The 16,238-nt window shown below is 73.6% G+C and carries 12 protein-coding genes and 1 pseudogene; 6 read left to right on the plus strand and 7 right to left on the minus strand.

Annotation, left to right across the window (positions count from 1 at the left end; all coding sequences use genetic code 11):
- Positions 1-151: 151 nt before the first annotated feature.
- Positions 152-2,146: pseudogene (locus AB0J88_RS05545) on the plus strand (protein meaA); the annotation flags it as partial.
- A 207-nt stretch (positions 2,147-2,353) separates the two neighbouring features.
- Here the strand turns inward: AB0J88_RS05545 and AB0J88_RS05550 are convergent.
- The 5 genes from AB0J88_RS05550 to AB0J88_RS05570 all read right to left on the minus strand — a co-directional run bounded on the left by AB0J88_RS05550 (position 2,354) and on the right by AB0J88_RS05570 (position 7,462).
- Positions 2,354-3,043 carry a hypothetical protein gene (locus tag AB0J88_RS05550; RefSeq protein WP_364352751.1) on the minus strand — a complete coding sequence of 230 codons (690 nt, stop codon included), beginning with the start codon at positions 3,041-3,043 and terminating at the stop codon, positions 2,354-2,356.
- A 166-nt stretch (positions 3,044-3,209) separates the two neighbouring features.
- The gene (locus AB0J88_RS05555; RefSeq protein ID WP_364352754.1) at positions 3,210-5,825 is read right to left on the minus strand and encodes an FtsK/SpoIIIE domain-containing protein; all 2,616 of its coding nucleotides are present in this window, start codon (positions 5,823-5,825) and stop codon (positions 3,210-3,212) included.
- A gap of 1 nt (position 5,826) precedes the next feature.
- Positions 5,827-6,540, minus strand: coding sequence for a hypothetical protein (locus AB0J88_RS05560; RefSeq protein ID WP_364352757.1), 714 nt, complete (start codon positions 6,538-6,540; stop codon positions 5,827-5,829).
- Positions 6,537-6,797 carry a hypothetical protein gene (locus AB0J88_RS05565; protein WP_089246402.1) on the minus strand — a complete coding sequence of 87 codons (261 nt, stop codon included), beginning with the start codon at positions 6,795-6,797 and terminating at the stop codon, positions 6,537-6,539. The genes AB0J88_RS05560 and AB0J88_RS05565 overlap by 4 nt, the downstream gene beginning before the upstream one ends.
- 80 nt (positions 6,798-6,877) lie before the next feature.
- Positions 6,878-7,462: a DUF4126 domain-containing protein gene (locus tag AB0J88_RS05570; RefSeq protein WP_364352760.1), complete on the minus strand. Its 585-nt coding sequence runs from the start codon at positions 7,460-7,462 to the stop codon at positions 6,878-6,880.
- A gap of 67 nt (positions 7,463-7,529) precedes the next feature.
- Between AB0J88_RS05570 and nucS the strand changes: the two genes are divergently transcribed.
- Genes nucS through AB0J88_RS05595 form a run of 5 tightly spaced genes read left to right on the plus strand, consistent with a single transcriptional unit; the run spans position 7,530 to position 14,396 of the window.
- A complete protein-coding gene (gene nucS / locus AB0J88_RS05575) occupies positions 7,530-8,189 on the plus strand; it encodes an endonuclease NucS (protein ID WP_364352763.1) in 660 nt (219 codons plus the stop codon).
- Positions 8,190-8,226: 37 nt separating this feature from the next.
- Positions 8,227-9,315, plus strand: coding sequence for a hypothetical protein (locus AB0J88_RS05580; protein ID WP_364352766.1), 1,089 nt, complete (start codon positions 8,227-8,229; stop codon positions 9,313-9,315).
- Positions 9,312-10,391, plus strand: a complete 1,080-nt coding sequence (locus AB0J88_RS05585; RefSeq protein WP_364352769.1) for a hypothetical protein — start codon at positions 9,312-9,314, stop codon at positions 10,389-10,391. The genes AB0J88_RS05580 and AB0J88_RS05585 overlap by 4 nt, the downstream gene beginning before the upstream one ends.
- The gene (locus AB0J88_RS05590) at positions 10,384-11,673 is read left to right on the plus strand and encodes a hypothetical protein (protein WP_364352772.1); all 1,290 of its coding nucleotides are present in this window, start codon (positions 10,384-10,386) and stop codon (positions 11,671-11,673) included. The genes AB0J88_RS05585 and AB0J88_RS05590 overlap by 8 nt, the downstream gene beginning before the upstream one ends.
- Before the next feature lie 5 nt (positions 11,674-11,678).
- Positions 11,679-14,396 (plus strand): tetratricopeptide repeat protein, encoded by a 2,718-nt coding sequence (locus AB0J88_RS05595; protein ID WP_364352775.1) that lies wholly within the window; start codon positions 11,679-11,681, stop codon positions 14,394-14,396.
- Here AB0J88_RS05595 and AB0J88_RS05600 read toward each other — a convergent pair.
- Together AB0J88_RS05600 and AB0J88_RS05605 are read right to left on the minus strand one after the other, a co-directional pair.
- Positions 14,365-15,873 carry an aldehyde dehydrogenase family protein gene (locus tag AB0J88_RS05600; protein ID WP_364352778.1) on the minus strand — a complete coding sequence of 503 codons (1,509 nt, stop codon included), beginning with the start codon at positions 15,871-15,873 and terminating at the stop codon, positions 14,365-14,367. The two genes, AB0J88_RS05595 and AB0J88_RS05600, sit on opposite strands and share 32 nt — an antisense overlap.
- A gap of 39 nt (positions 15,874-15,912) precedes the next feature.
- Complete coding sequence (locus AB0J88_RS05605) at positions 15,913-16,236, minus strand: hypothetical protein (protein WP_364352780.1); 324 nt, start codon at positions 16,234-16,236, stop codon at positions 15,913-15,915.
- Between the last annotated feature and the right edge of the window lie 2 nt (positions 16,237-16,238).

Here is a 16,238-nt window from a genome sequence, read left to right on the forward strand (position 1 = left end):
CGCTTATGGCCTCGCCGGGTCAGCTAGTTGTGGATAACTTCCGCCCTGTGGATAACTCACAATGATCTCCGCAGGCCATCCACACTCGTTCGCATGCGCCGTCACCCCGGTCAAACGCCCGAAAAGTGGTTAAAAGCCGCCTTACACTGCGGCCATGGAAGGCCGCCTGCCGGAGCGCGACCGCCCGTGGGTCATGCGCACCTACGCCGGGCACTCGTCGGCGACGGCGAGCAACGCGTTGTTCCGCCGCAACCTGGACAAGGGCCAGACGGGCCTGTCGGTGGCGTTCGACCTGCCGACCCAGACCGGCTACGACCCGGACCACCCGCTCGCCGCCGGCGAGGTCGGCCGGGTCGGGGTCCCGATCTCGCACCTCGGCGACATGCGCGCCCTCTTCGACGGCATTCCGTTGGCCGAGGCCAACACGTCGATGACCATCAACGCGACCGCGATGTGGCTGCTGGCCCTCTACGTCGTCGCGGCCGAGGAGCAGGGTGCGGCCGGAGCGGACCTGTCCGGCACCACGCAGAACGACATCGTCAAGGAGTACCTGTCCCGCGGCACCCACATCTTTCCGCCGGGTCCGTCGCTGCGGCTGACCACCGACATGATCGCCTGGACGGTGGCCAACGTCCCGCGGTGGAATCCGATCAACGTCTGCTCCTACCACCTGCAAGAGGCCGGCGCGACGCCGGTGCAGGAGGTCGGCTTCGCGCTCGCGACGGCGGTGGCAGTGCTCGACGCCGTGCGCGACTCCGGGCAGGTGCCCGCCGAGCGGATGGGCGAGGTGGTCGCGCGCATGTCGTTCTTCGTCAACTCCGGCGTGCGGTTCGTCGAGGAGATGGCGAAGATGCGCGCCTTCGGTGCGCTGTGGGACGAGATCACCGCGAGCAGATACCAGATCGACGACCCGAGACAACGGCGCCTGAGGTACGGCGTGCAGGTCAACTCCCTCGGTCTCACGGAGGCCCAGCCGGAGAACAACGTCCAGCGCATCGTGCTGGAGATGCTCGGCGTGACGCTGTCCCGGTCGGCCCGGGCCCGGGCGGTGCAGCTTCCGGCCTGGAACGAGGCCCTGGGCCTGCCGCGCCCGTGGGACCAGCAGTGGTCGCTGCGCATGCAGCAGGTGTTGGCCCTCGAGTCCGACCTGCTCGACTATCCCGACCTCTTCGACGGCTCGACCGTCGTGTCCGCCTTGGTCGACTCGATCGTGGCGGGGGCGCGCCGCGAGCTCGAGGCGATCGAGCGCCTGGGTGGAGTGGTCGCCGCGGTCGACTCGGGCTATCTCAAGGCCGAGTTGGTGACCTCGCTGGCCGAGCGCCGCCGGCGGATCGAGTCGGGCGACGAGGTGGTGGTCGGGGTAAACCGCTACGTCGACACGGAGCCGTCGCCACTCACCACGACCGGCGCCGATCATGTGGAGCTCGTCGACCCGGCGGTCGAGGCCCGGGCAGCGGCGGCCGTACGCGAGTGGCGGGAGTCGCGGGACCAGGCTCCGGTGGCCGCGGCGCTGGCCGGGCTCCGGCGCGACGCGGCCGGCACCGCCAACCTCATGCCGGCCACCATCGCGTGCGCGCGGGCCGGTGTGACGACGGGCGAGTGGGCGGGAGTGCTGCGGGAGGTGTTCGGCGAGTACCGGGCACCGACCGGCCTCTCGGCAGCACGCGTGGGCGGGGCGGACCATTCGCTGGTCGAGGTACGCGAGCGTGTGCTGCGCACGGCAACGGACCTGGGCGGTGGACGGTTGCGGCTCCTGGTCGGCAAGCCCGGCCTCGACGGCCACTCCAACGGCGCCGAGCAGATCGCGGTGCGGGCACGGGATGCCGGCTTCGAGGTGATCTACCAGGGCATCAGACTGACGCCCGAAGAGATCGTCGCGGCGGCGGTCGAGGAAGACGTCGACCTGGTCGGCCTGAGCGTGCTGTCGGGCTCCCACCTGGTCGCGGTGCCAGCGGTGCTCGACGGGCTGCGCGCGGCGGACCGGGCCGACCTGCCGGTTGTCGTCGGCGGGATCATCCCGCCCGCCGACGCGGAGAAGCTGCGTGCGGCCGGTGTCGCCCGCGTCTACACACCGAAGGACTTCGCCCTTACCGCGATCGTCGACGACCTGGTCGAGGTGATCCGCAGAGCCAACGCGCTGCCCTGAGCGGCTCGTCCCGGATGTGCGATGGTGTGGCTCCGAGAGGCAAGTCGGTCCCGAGCCCGGGCGGTCACCCCGCGCTGGGCAAGTCGGGCTGGCCAGGGCTGGGCTGGCCGGGGCGCCGCTGGCTGGTGGGCCGGGGGACGGTCGGGAACTGGGGACGCGGTGGACGGCGCTGTTGGCTCGGCGGGCGATCGACAGGCTGGTCGACGGTCAGGCGAGGGTGATGATCAAGGCGCTCAGGGCGGTCAATCCGCCCAGGACGATGAGGGCTACGCCGCCGGTGTCGAGGCGGGCTGACCAGCGGCGGCGTGCCCACCGAGTGGCAATGGGAATGCCGGCGAACGGTGAGACGAAGTAGGCCAGCCAAGCCACCGCGCGCAGGACGCCGGCAATGGGGAGGTCGAGGGTCGCCAGCGCTGCAAGGGCGCTGGCCAGGGTTGCGGTGATCGCCGTTGCGGCCGCGCCCAGGAAGGGGAGGAGAGGGGGCACCAGGGCGGGGAGTTTTCCGTTGTCACCTAGGGCAATGCGGGGTGGACCGCCGTGGAGTCGGTGGGCCACCCGGGCGAGCATGGCGATGCTGGCGTCTTCGTCCATGTCCAGCGGCGGCTGGGCCGTTGCCGGTGCCGGTTCCGGTGCGGCGCCTGGGCGTTGGCCGGGCCAGACTCGGGTGCGTTGGAGGTCCGACCAGAGGCGCTCGGCCTCGCGGTCAACCTCGACGACCGCGGACGCCGCCGCGGCCGCGCGGCGGTCCGTCTCCTTCGCCTCCTCTTCGGCGCGACGCAGTTCGGCGGCCGCGGCGGCCATGCCCTCGTGGTACGCGCGCTCGGCGACCGCCAGGTTCGCGGCCCGGCGCGTAACGGTCGCGGCGAGCTCCGTCATCAGGTTGCGGTAGTCGCTCATCGACGACCAGCCGAGCGGACATCGCGGGCCGCGAGCGCGCATCGCGCAGCTGATGGCGTGGGTCGGCGGGTGCTCATCAGACCGCGCCGGAAAGGCGTTGTCGGAGTTGGCCGGGTCCGTGGGGTCGGCATCGCGAGTTCGAGCCGGGCAGGTGTTGGAGGGGTGCTCAACGGGTGCCGCCGGTTGCGTTGTCGGCGTCGGCCGGCTGCGCGGCAACTCGGGTGCCGCGGTTCTGGGACGGCAGTGTCGTCGGGATGGGGGTCAGGCGGTCCGGTGGGATCTCGTACGGGACGATCACCTGGGGTGCTCGGTCCGTGCTGCGGTCGAAGAAGAGGGCTCGGCGTTCACGGGGATACCAGGCCGGCCCGCCCGGTTGGGGCGACAGCGGCGCCAGGTCCGTGCCGTGCACGTCCAGTGCCACCCAGCCGCCGATCGCGTCTGTTCGTGAGCCCGGGCCGCCCAGGTCGTCGCGCAGGCGGGCTACCGTGCGCCACCAGCCGATGACGTGTACTCCCTGTTCCGCGCCTCGGCTCAGCAGCGGCTTCAGGTCTATGCCCGGCGGGCGGGCGTCCCAGGCGAAACCGATCACCACGTGCTGGCTCGACAACGGAGACGGGGCATCGAGGGCCGCCGAAAGCTCAGCCACCAGCTCGCCCACCGTGGACCGATCGAAGAAACGGCCGCCCGGCAGCGCGGCGCACAACGTGGCCGCCGCCGGCGAGACCCCGTCGTCCAGGCACACCACGCTGAACGACGGAGAGTCGGACGAAAGCGAGAGCCCCGCCGCCGTCAGGATGGCCGTTGCCTCGGCGGCGCGGGTGCCAAGTACGGCCAGGTTGCGGCCCGGCGCCCGCACCAGTGGGAACACCGCGGGCCGGGCCAGCACGTCGATCGTCTCCCCGAGCACCGCCGACGGTCCCGACGCCGGCAGCGACGGCACCGCGTCGCCGTCGAACAGGCGGGGCGGCGGGCTGGAGGGTGGGCGGCGCGACCACAACGACTGCTGGAGGGTCCGCCACATCGCGCGGTCGCTCGCGTCCGGGACCCGCACCACCTGGTTGGCCGACGTCACCCCCGAGTCGGCGTTGACCACCGCCGTGAAACGGGGAATCCCCTCCGCGGCCAGGTTGGTCTCGGCCAGGATCCGGCGGGCCTTGGGCAGCGCCACCCGCAGCGTGAACTGCGCGACCAGGCCGGCCCGGCCCCACAGCGCCTCGATGCCGGATACGTCCTGGGACGCCAGCACCAGGTGGATGCCCTGGGAGCGGCCCCGCCGGGCCAGGTCCTCCAGCAGCGTCACCGCTTCCGTCGTCACCGCGTCCCGGCCCGTCAGCAGCACCTGGAACTCGTCGATCACCGCGACGATCCGGGGCCAGCGCGAGCCCGGGTCCTCGGCGCGCAGCTCCGCCAGCTTGGTCGCGTCGAAGCGTTTGGCGGCGGCGGCCCGGACCCGCAGCTCGTCGCCCAGGTGCCGGAGCAGGGCCAGCCCGAACTCGCGGTCGTTGTTGATGTTCACCCCGACCAGCCGTACGTGCGGCAGCCAGCTCGCGTCCCGCGCACTCGGCGCGAAGCGCGCGAACGACACGCCTTCCTTGAAATCCAGCAGGTACAGCGCCAGCTCGTCAGGGGAGTAGCGGGCGCACAGGGCGCCGAGCCACGCGTACACCAGGTTGGTCTTGCCCGAACCCGACGGGCCACCGATGAGCGCGTGCGGCGGGTCGTCGCCCAACCCGAGCGACACCAGCGAGGAGCCACCGAGCGCCGTGCCGACCGGGGCCGACACCTCCGAAGCCGCGCCACAGGTCCAATACGACGCCGGCAACAGCTCGGCGAACGTCGCCGCGGGCGGGCCTGAGGTCGCCGCGGCCGCCACCGAGCGGCACACCGCGGCGATCTCGTCCGCCGACGGCGTCGCGTCCACCGTGATCGGCAGGCCCGCCACCGCGTCGGTCACGGCGCGGCCAGGCGACACGGACACCCGCACGACCTGCGGCGACGACGGCAACGGCAGCCCGCGACCGACCACGTGGATGCCACACGGCGGTCCCAGCCGCACGACCCGGTCCAGCTGCGCCGAAGCCGCGGGTGTCAGCTCGTCCGCCGTCGCCGCGTCACCGAGCAGCACCACCACGGACCAGGGCGCGGGGCGGGGCGACAGCGCGGCCACCGAGGTGTGTCCCGCCGCCAGGACCAGCGCGTTGAGCCGCTGGATCTCCTCGACGAGCTCGTCCAGCGCCGGTGCCAGCCCGCCCGGGCCGACGAACCGCACCAGCGACGCCGCACCCAACGGCGCGAAACCGGACAACGTCCCGCCCAGCCGCTCCGGGTCGTACACCGTCAGCCGCACCGAGCCGGGCGCCGTCGACGACAGCACGCGCAGCAGCACGAGCCGCACCGCGGAGTCCACCAGGGACGAAGGCCCGGTGAACCACAGATGGCCGTGGTCGAGCAGCGGCACCAGCGCCGGCACGACGGCCCCGCAGCCGGGCGCCGACACCGTGCCGAGCCGGACCTGCGTGTGGTCCGGCGTGACACCGGCCAACGACGCCGCCAACCGCCGCGACGACTCGACGAAGTCCGCCTCGATCGCGCGCCTGGCCCGCTCCCGCTGCGCGCCCAGCCCGTTCACGCAGGCCAGGTGCGCGTCCTGGACCGCCCGCAGCCGCTCCAGCGCCGCCGCCCGGCGGGACTCGGCGAGAGCCGACGCGGTGCGAGCCTGCCCGCGTGCGACCGCCAGCGACGCACGCACCTCGGCCACCAGCCGCGACCGCGCGCTCGCCACGTCAAAGGTCCTCGAGCGAGGCGCCGGTCATCGACAGCACCACCGAGACCAGCACGACCCCGACCGCCGCCACGTCCGCGGGATGGGCGGAGACCGGATCACCCGGCAGCCGCAGCGCCTGCGACACCAGCGCCGCACCGGACGGCTCGGGCAACCCCGGCAGCAGGCGAGGTAGCAGCGCGAGGCCACCCGACCGCAGCGTCGAAGGCGCGACCACCCCTAGATATCCGGCGGTACGCCCGGCGAGCGCCCAGCCGACCGCGGACGGCGCGACGACCAGCGCCTGCCGCAGCGCCACCCGGTCGACCCGCGACGCGGCGCGAACCGCGGACCCCAGCGCCGCATCCACCGACAGCCGGTCGTCGACAGTGGGCCGCGCCGCACCCACCCGCCCGGTCAGCACGTCGACCCGGTCGGCCCACGGACACGACCCCGAGGTGACGACCGCCGGCGAGGCGACAGGCACGACCCCCACGGACGCGAGATACCGCGACAGCTCGTCCCCGGCCCGACCCAACGCGCCCGCAGCCGCGTCCAGATGGGAGGCCGCGGACGCCAGCAACAAGGCGGGTGAAGGAGAAGAGCTCTCCGACAGGGTCGTCGCCAGCAACGTCGTGGCCGATCGCAGCCGGGTCGACGCCACGTCGACCTCCACCAAAGGCAGGTCCGAACGCACCGTCACCACCCGGCTGGCAAGGGCCGAGAGCAGGCTCACAGCGCCGCGGCGTACGTCTGCGCCTGTTCCATCGCGCCCAGGGTCGCGGTCATGCAGTCGTCGAGCTCCGTGGCCGCCTGGGCCAGGGCGGAGCGGGCCGCCGCGACCGACTCGTGGGCACTGCCGTCGACCGCTGCCGCCAGGCTGGCCTGGGCCGCGTCGAGTTTGTCGTTCGCCGCGCGGACAGCCTCCTGTCCTTCCTGGACATGTGCCATCGCGACGTCGATGGCGGCCTTGACCTCGGCAACGCTCGCCACGGTTCCCCCTCCACGCAGCTTCGAACCGATGACGCTACGTTATCGCCGGAATGCGAGAGGTGAGCGCGCCGCGCCGACACTCAAGCCGCGCGTTGTCGGCGCGCCCCACGCCGGCGCAGAGCCCAGACGAACAGCGCGACGAGCGCGACGAGGAAAAGCAGGATCAGGATCGGCAGGACCAGCGCGACCACCGACATCACCACGCTGACCACGTCTTCGACCGTGCTCGCCACCGGTGCGCCGACGCCCGCGGTGCCGACGTTGATCACCGGCCGGGCGGTCGCCTTGATCCCGTGGACCACCAGGGCGAGCACCACCCCGACGGCCACCGGCACCCACTGGTTGGACCCGAAGAACCCGCCCGGGTCGGTCACCGTGGCGCTGCTCGTGCCCGCGCCGAACGCGAGGCCGCCGGCGGTCGGCCGGACCACCGTCTGCACCACGTCGTTGGCCGAGTCGAGCACCGGCACCTTGTCGGCGACCACCTCGATGGCGAGCAGCGCGCCGAGAATGAGGATCACCCAGCCGTTGCCCAGCCAACCCCAGCCGGCGGGCAGTGAGATCACGTCGGTGTAGCGGGACAACACCCCGATGGCGAGCAGCGGGATGTACGCGTTGAGGCCGGCCGAGGTCGCGAGGCCCGCGCCGGTGAGGGCTTCCAGCACGACCTCAGCATGGCACCACCAAGCCACCCGCATCAGGACGGCGAAGCCACCGGCCTAGGCTGGGCCGGTGCGTCTAGTCATCGCCCGGTGCTCCGTCGACTATGTCGGCCGGCTCTCCGCCCACCTGCCCACGGCCACCCGGTTGCTGATGGTCAAGGCCGACGGTTCGGTGTCCGTGCACGCCGACGACCGTGCCTACAAGCCGCTCAACTGGATGAGCCCGCCGTGCCGGATCCAGGAGGAGCCCGGCGTCTGGCGGGTGGTCAACAAGGCCGGCGAGGAGCTGCGGATCACCCTGGAGGAGATCTTCCAGGACACGTCGTACGAGCTGGGTGTCGATCCCGGCCTGGTCAAGGACGGCGTCGAGGCGCACCTCCAGGAGCTGCTGGCCGCCAACCCGACCACCTTCGGCGAGGGATACACGCTGGTCCGGCGCGAGTACATGACCGCGATCGGCCCCGTCGACCTGCTCTGCAAGGACCAGCACGGCGGCTCGGTCGCGGTCGAGGTCAAGCGCCGGGGTGAGATCGACGGCGTGGAGCAGCTCACGCGCTATCTCGAACTGATGAACCGCGATCCGCTGCTGGCCCCGGTGGCCGGCATCTTCGCCGCGCAGGAGATCAAACCGCAGGCGCGGGTGCTCGCCGAGGACCGCGGCATCCGGTGCGTGGTCGTCGACTACGACAAGCTGCGCGGGATCGAGCGCGACGAGCTGACGTTGTTCTGACTTCCGTCCGGTGCGTCCCTGATGCCAGGCTGTACCGGTGAGCGATGTCGAGATCGGACGGTTCGTGCGGTCGGCCACGGCGGTCCATCGGGCTGGTCGTGATCTTCAGGACGCGCTGGCCGCGGGCGAGGGGCACGACGACGCGGCCGAGCGGCTGGCCCGCTCGATCGAGAGTGGACTGGCCGACCTCCGGCGCGTCGAGACCGGCTTCTTCGAGACCGCGTCACCAGAGGCGGAGCGCACGACCGCCGACCCGGACACCCTGCTCGCCGTCGTCGCGGGTCAGCTCCGGCTCAGCGAGGTCGCCCTGGCCGCCGGCGGTGCCGTGGCGGACACCGACCTCGACACGGCCCTGGCCGACCTGCGCCACACCACTCTCACCCTCGACGAGCCGGCCCGGCACCGGGCGTTCGAGCACGTCCGCACCGTCTCGCACGACCTCCCGGAAGCCGTCGAGACCCTCCGGGATCGGCTGGGCAAGACGCTCGACGCTATCGCCACCGGCACCGCCGACGTGGTCGCCGGCCCGCTGAAGAGCATCGCCGGCAAGGCGCCCGCGCAGTGGAAGGAAGCCTGGGAGAAGGTCAGCAAGCAGCTCTTCCTCGACAACATCGGCGGCCGGCTGGTCCGGCTCGGGCTGCGCGCCCTCTCGGCCGCCCTCGACGCGCTGCGCCGCCTGGTCGACGCGACCTGGCTGGAGACGGCGCGGGACCGGCTCGTCGCCCTGGCCGACCGGGCCGGCGAGGCCGGAGCCGGCGCCGCGCTCCTCGGCGGCGTGATCGGGGCTGAGCGCGCCCGCGAAGAAGCCGCCACCCTGCTGACGGCCACAGGGCTCGACCTGGGCCGGCTCGACGGCGGCACGGAAGCGCTCGAAGCGCTGGCGGACCGGTTCGAGAGCGTGATCGGCAAGCTCGCGCTGGCCCAGGCCGCCGTCGGCGGGATGTTCGTGGTGCAGGGCCACCTCGGCCTGGCCGTGCCCTGGCTGCCGCTCGCGCTGCTCGGCGCCGAGCTCCTGATCGGCGCGGTCGCGGTGGTGCTCGCGATCGACTACATCGACACCACGGTCAGCGTCGGTCGGGTCCGCGGCGCCCGGCTGATCCTCCAGGACGCCGCACGGACCGCATGACCGGCCAGTGGTTCGCCACCCAGGTGCGGCAGGAGGTCACCGAGCTGGCCCAGGTCGGTGAGGCACTGCGGCGCGAGGAGCGGTTGGGCACCACGACCGCGGCGGTACGCGACGACTTCGCACTGCTGCTCCGCGACCGCGTACGCGATCTCGAGGACCTGGCCGACGGCGACTGGGCCGGCCTGGACCTGCTCCGGGCGCGCCGCGTCGCGCCGGTCAAGGCGGCCGCGCTCGCCGTGCTGGAGGGCATCCTGCTGCGCGGCCACCCGTTCTACCGGGCCGTCACCGTGGCGGCCGAGACCCTGCTCGACGCGCTGGTCGAGGCCACCGGGATCGGTCGTGGCGTGCTGCTCTCGGTCGCCGACGGCGAGCGCTTCGAGCGGATGGCCGGGCTCGTCCGGATGCGCTTCCCGGACGTCGACGTCTGGGGCCTGCCGATCCTCGTGCACGAGCTGGGCCACCTGGTCGCCGACGCGCTGCCGGAGCCCGGCGACCGCAACGCCCGCCCGGTGCTGTTCCACCTCGACCGCGAGGACGACCGGCTGCTCGGCGAGCTGTTCGCCGATGTGTTCGCCACGTGGGCGCTGGGTCCGGCCTATCCTTGCGCGGTCATGACGCTGCGTGCCCGGCCCGACCGGTTCGACGACGCGACCCGCACCCACCCCTCCTGGGACCGCCGGGTGTGGACGATGGTGGCCGCCATGCGGAGGACCGCCGAGCTGGTGACCGATCCGCTGACCGCCGCCGGGCACCGCCGGGGTGCCGACCAGATCGCCCGGCTCTGGTCCACGGTGAACGGCCTCGGCACGCAGCCACCGCCCAGGGCCGAACGCGACGCCCGCGGCCTGGTCGACCTGCTCGACCGCAACGCGCCGGCCCGGCTCAGCTACGACCCGCTCGGCAGCCTCGACGCGCTGGTCGCGGCGCTCGACGCCGGCACGCCCGCCAAGGGCAGCCCGGTCGACGTGGTGGCCGCGGCGTGGCGCTGGCGACTGGCCCACCCGGAGGCGAAGCCGGCGAAGCTGCGAACCGTCAGCGCCACCGCCCTGCGCGCCCTGGACCCCGCCGATGCTTGACCTGCTCACCGTGCGCCTGGCCGAGCTGCGCGACGACGTCGACAAGGTGAAGCGCGTCGCCGACCTGGCCGAGAGCCGGCACAGCCGGCTCGACGGCATCCGCACGATCCGCAAGGAGATCCGGGACGGCCTGCTGGACGCCCGAGGGCTGATCCTGGACTACCGGCGCGGCGCGGACGCACCGGAGCTGGAGGTGCTCGGCGACCTCGACGCGCTGCTGATCGACCTGGACCGCAAGGTCGACCAGGCCGGCGTGATGCTCGACCAGCTCAACGGCTCGATGATCCGGCTGATGAACACCGACACGCTGAGCGTGCGGTGCGACGCGATCATCGCCGAGCTCGACCGGCTCGAGCAGAGGGTCGGGACGATCGACCGCGCCGCGGCCTGGGACGCGGTCGACGAGCTGATCGACACGAAGGCCCGGCGCCTGTTCGCCGACTACGTCGACCTGCTCGGCGGGCTCACGTTGCGCGACACCGGCCTCGACGACCGGGTCAGCGAGCTGACCGACCGACTGCTCGAAGAGCTGGCAGCGCCGTTGCGCTCGGTGCCGGCGCGTCCGGCCGAGCTGGTCGGCGGCCGGTCCGTCGGCGACCTCGTGATGCTCTGGTTCCCCGAATGGACGATCTGGGACGTGCCGCTCTTCGGGCACGAGGCCGGCCTGGCCTGGAGCGACACGTCGCAGCTCGCTCGTGGGCTGCTCGGCGACAACCCGACACCGGAGCGGCGCGGGCTGGCCGCCGACGCCTACGCCGCCTACGCGCTCGGACCGGCGTACGCGTGCGCCGTGCTGTTGCTCCGGATGCGTCCGCGCAGCGCGTCCGACGTGGACCGGGCCTACGTCATCCTCGAGGTGCTGAGGGCGACCAGCGGCGACGGCATGGCCGCGGCGGTGATCCAGGAGGTCGCCGACTGCTGGCGCGGCGCGGCCGCCGACGGGGGTGCCGACCCGGAGCCCGGCCGGCGGGCCGAGCTGGACGCGTTCGTCGCGGAGGCCCGCGGGACCCTGCGCAACATCGGCGTGTTCCCCGGCTTCGACTCGGCGCAATGGGAGAAGGAGGCGGCCGGCCCGCACACCGCGCTCGCCGAGGGCGCCGGTGGCGAGGCAACCGCGCGGGGGCGGCTGAACGCCGCTTGGGCAGCGCGGCTGATGCTCACCGATCCGCACGACGCCGACGCGGTGCAGCAGATCGCCGAGGCCGCCCGCGCACTGCCGTGGCCGCGCAAGACGGGACGCCAGTTCGCCCGGCCGGGCCAGGCGCGAGACGGGAAACGATGAGGCCGGTGACGAACGAGCTGCTCACGCAGGCCTGGGCCGCCTACCACGCCGGCGACTTCGCGACGGCGCGGCAGCGGGCCGACGAGGCGGGGGGCCACGACGACCCGGCGACCCAGGGTGTCGGGCTGACCCTCCGCGGCCTGTGCGAGGTACGCGTCGGGGAACCGGACGACGGGTTGTTCGCCGCGGCCGCCGACCGGTTCGCCGCGTCCGAGCGGCCCGACGGCCGGGGGTACGTCGCCGCGTACGGCATCGCACTCGCCCTCAGCGGTCGGTTGGCCGAGGCGGAGTCGCCCCTGCGCCGAGCCCTGATGCTGGAGCTCGGTGGTCCCGACGTCTGGCGGTGCCTGGGCCGGGTGCTCGCCGACCGCGACCAGACGGGCGCCAGGCGCACGTTGGCGGCGGCGGCGCGCGCGTTCCCGGCCGACTGGCTGGTCGCCTTCGACCGGGCCGAACTGGTCACCGGCGACGAGGCGACGGTGGCCGAGGCGTGGGCGACGGCCGGTGCGCTCAGCTTCGCCGCCGGCCGGGTCGACCTCGCGATGACCGCCTACACCAAGGCGGTGGACCGCACGCCGAAGGATCTCCACCTGTTGCTGGAGAAGGCGAAGGTGTGCGTCGCGATCGGCGCGTTCGACGAGCTGACCGCGGCGATGGACCGGGCGGTCGCCATCAGACCGGACCACGCCGAGTTCGTGCCGGTGCTGGTGCGGACGGCCGACCTGGTGCTCGCCGCGGCACCGGACTCGGCGATCACTCTGCTGGAGCGGGTCGTCGAGCTCGAACCCGAGCACGCCCGCGCGCACGCGCTGCTGGGCTCGGCCCGCCGCCACCTCGGCGACGAGGCGGCCGCCAAGGAGGACTACGACCTGGCGTTGGCCCTTGACCCCGACGACGCGTACGCACTGGCGAACCGCGGCGAAGTGCGGTTCGGGCAGGGGGAGCACGAACGGGCGCTCGCCGACCTGGAGCGAGCGGCCGACCTCGAGCCGGCCACCGCCTGGATCCGGCTCAGCGCGGGCGAAGCCTATTTCCTGCGCGCTCAGGCGAGCGGGGCCGATGCCGACATCGCCCGAGCCCTCGCGCACGCGGACGCCGCACTGGCCATCAAACCGGACAGCCCGGCAACTCTGCGGCTCATCGGCTACGCGCATCTGTTGCGACGCGACGCGGAAGCGTTGGATGCCCTGCGCGCCGCCCGCGCCGCCAACCCCGAGGACCCGCAGCTCGCCTACCAGCTCGGCGTGCTGCTCTACGAGAACGGCGCCTACGAGGAGGCGCTGGCCTGCGCCGAACAGGCGCACGCCGGAATGCCGGACGTCCCGGCGGTGCGCTTGCTGCGCGGGCAGCTGTTCCGGGCCACCGGTGAGACGGCGAAGGCGATCGAGGACCTGGAGGTCGCGGCCCGCGCCGCGCCCGACCTCGGCGAAGCGCACGCCGCGCTCGGTGAGGCGTACCGGACGGAGGGCCGGCTGGCCGACGCGCTCACCGCGCTGACCGCGGCCATCGAGGTCCGGCCCGACGACGGCTGGGCGCTGGCCAGCCGGGGCGCCGCCAGGCACGCGCTCGGCGACGCCGATGGCGCGCTCGAAGACCTGCGCCGCTCCGTCGGCCGCGGCGCCGAGCCCAGCTTCGCCGTGTGGTGGCTGCGCGCCGCGCTGCGCGACACCGTCGACAGCGACGGCGTGGTCGCGGAGATCGGCGAGGCGGCGGCGCGCTACCCGGACGACCCCGATGTGCAGGAGGTGTACGCGGACGCGCTGCAGGACGCCCGCCGCTACGCCGAGGCCGCGGCGGCGGCGGAGCGTGGGCTCGTCACCCGGCCCGACCACGTCGGGCTCCTCCGCTCGCTCGGCTGGGCCCAGTCGGCGCTCGGTGAGCAGGCCCGCGCGGTCGAGACGCTCGAACGGGCCGCCAACGTGCGGCCGGACACGACCACGCTGACGGACCTGGCCACGATCGCGGCGCGCGGGGACGACGCGGCCGAGGCGTTGCGCACCATCGACCGCGCGCTCGCCGTCGAGCGCACGTCCGGGCTGCTGCGGTTGCGCGCCGAGGTGTTCGCGGGGCTGGCCGACTGGCCGGCGGCCGTCGAGGCCGCCCGCGCGGCGGTGGCGGCCCCGCCGGTCGACCCGTGGGCGCACTGGGCGTTGGGTCGCGCCCTCCGCTACGTCGACGGCGGCCGGCCGGAGGAGGCGTTGGCCGCGTTCCAGACCATGCGCGAGCAGGAGCCGGACAACCCGATGGGTCCGCAGGGCACCGGCGACGTGCGCTGGGCGATGGGGCGCCGCGCCGAGGCGGAGGCCGACTACCGCAAGGCGATCGAGCTCTACGAGCCGTTCGGGGAGGAGGAGTCGTGGACCCGGCACGGGATCGGGTGGTGCCTGCACAGGCTCGGCCGGTACGCGCAGGCGGCCGACTCCTACCTGTTGGCGCTGCCGACCAGCGACGAGCGGTCCGCGCTGCTGTTCGACATCGGTCTCAACTGGCTGGCGGCCGGCGACGGCGTGCGCGCGGCCGACGCCTACGCGCAGGGCATCGGCGTGCTGCCCGCCATTTCGCCGGCCCGGGCGCCGGCCACGCTGGCGGTCGCGCGGGACGACCTGCTGTCAGCCGTGGCCGCCGGGGTCGTCGCCGACTCGCCGCAGGTCGCCGAGCTCAGCGACCGGTTGGCCAAGGAACGCGCGGCGGCTAGCGACCGGAGCGGCCGTAGATCAGCTTGAGCGCCTTGGTGATCCGGGCGACGTGGGCCGGCGTCCGCTCGAAGGTCATCGCCTTGAGGGCCGACGGGCCGCGCCGGGTGGTGATCGCCTTGGAGCGGGCGAACTCGCGCAGCCCGTCGTCGCCGTGGGTGCGCCCGAAGCCCGAGTTGCCGACACCGCCGAACGGCAGCGACGACATGCCGATGAACGTGATGACCGAGTTGACCGAGGCCATACCCGTGCGCAGCCTGCGGGCCGCGGCCACCGCGCGCCGCTTGCCGAACACCGCGCCGCCCAGCCCGTACGAGGAGGCGTTGGCGAGCCGGACCGCCTCGTCGACGTCGGCGACCTTGCTGATGGTCAGCGTCGGACCGAAGGTCTCCTCGCGTACCGCCGCCGAGTCCTCCGGCACGTCGACCAGGATCGTGGGCTTGACGAACGGTGGCTCGACCGCCTCCCGCCCGCCGAGCACGGCCCGGCCGCCGCTGGCCAGAGCGTCGTCGATGTGCCGCCGGATGGTGTCGATCTGCTTGGGCATGGTGATCGGCCCGATGTCGTAGCCGTCGCCGTAGCCGACCTTGAGCGCCCCGGCGCGGCGCACCACCTCGGCGACGAACGCGTCGTAGACGGGCGCCACCGCGTACACCCGCTCGATGGCCAGGCAGGTCTGCCCGGCGTTGGTGAGCGCACCCCACACGCACGCCTCGGCGGCGGCCGCCACGTCGGCGTCGTCGTCGACGATCAGAGCGTCCTTGCCGCCGGCCTCGATCAGCACCGGCGTCAGGGTCTCGGCACACGCCGCCATCACCTTCCTGCCGGTGGCGGTGGAGCCGGTGAACGCCACCTTGTCGACGCCCGAGTGGCACAGCGCGGCGCCGACCTCGCCCAGGCCGTGCACGATCTGGAGCACCGGCTGCTCGGGCACGATCTCGGCGAAGGTGTCGACCAGCCACTGGCCCACGGCCGGCGTGTATTCGCTGGGCTTGAAGACGACCGTGTTGCCGGCGGCGAGTGCGTAGGCGACCGTGCCCAGCGGCGTGACCACCGGGTAGTTCCAGGGGCCGATCACCCCGACCACGCCCATCGGCTGGTATTCGAGGTGCGCGGAGAACTCGGCCAGCGCCAGCCGGCCGCGCACCCGGCGCGGGCCGAGCACGCGCTTGGCGTTGCGGGCCGCCCAGTCGATGTGGTCGACGGCCGACGCGGTCTCCACTATCGCCTCGGCGATCGGCTTGCCGCCCTCGCGACTGACCAGCGCGGCGACCTCCTCGACCCGCTGGGCGAGCAGGGCGCGCCAGCGCAGCAGTCGGGCACGCCGCCCGGCATGACCGAGCCCGACCCAGAAGGCGGAGGCGTCCCTGGCGCGCTCGACGGCCCGGGCCACGTCGTCGGCGTCGGCGACCGCGAACCGGCCCACCTCTTCACCGGTAGCGGGATTGGTCGAGACGAGTGCGCCGCCTTCGACGACAGGCACGCCGGCGGCCCGGGTAGCGGTCATGCGCGAATACTAGTCGTGAGAGTTACTCGCGGGTAAGGGTTAGCCGTAGCGCGGGGCGTTGCGCGAGCGCACCACGCCGGGTGCGCGCCGGTCGCGGGCCCGCCAACAGCCCGTGTGCCAGTGCCGCCGGTCGGTCAGGTCGCCGCGCTCGTCGGCCGGCCACACCACGACGTGCGCGGTGCCGGGCCGGATCTCCTGGTCGCAGCCGGGGCAGCGGTAGACCTTCGCGCTCGCCCCACCGGGCACCAGCCGCACCATCCACTCGCCGTGCCGGTCGCCCTCGATCGAGCTGCCACGTCGCAGCGCCTCGTCGTCCAGCGGGCGCCCGTCATCGGGCTTCGGACGGTTACGACGGGGGCTCACAT

The sequence above is a fragment of the Asanoa sp. NPDC049475 genome (assembly GCF_040676915.1).
Taxonomy (GTDB): domain Bacteria; phylum Actinomycetota; class Actinomycetes; order Mycobacteriales; family Micromonosporaceae; genus Asanoa.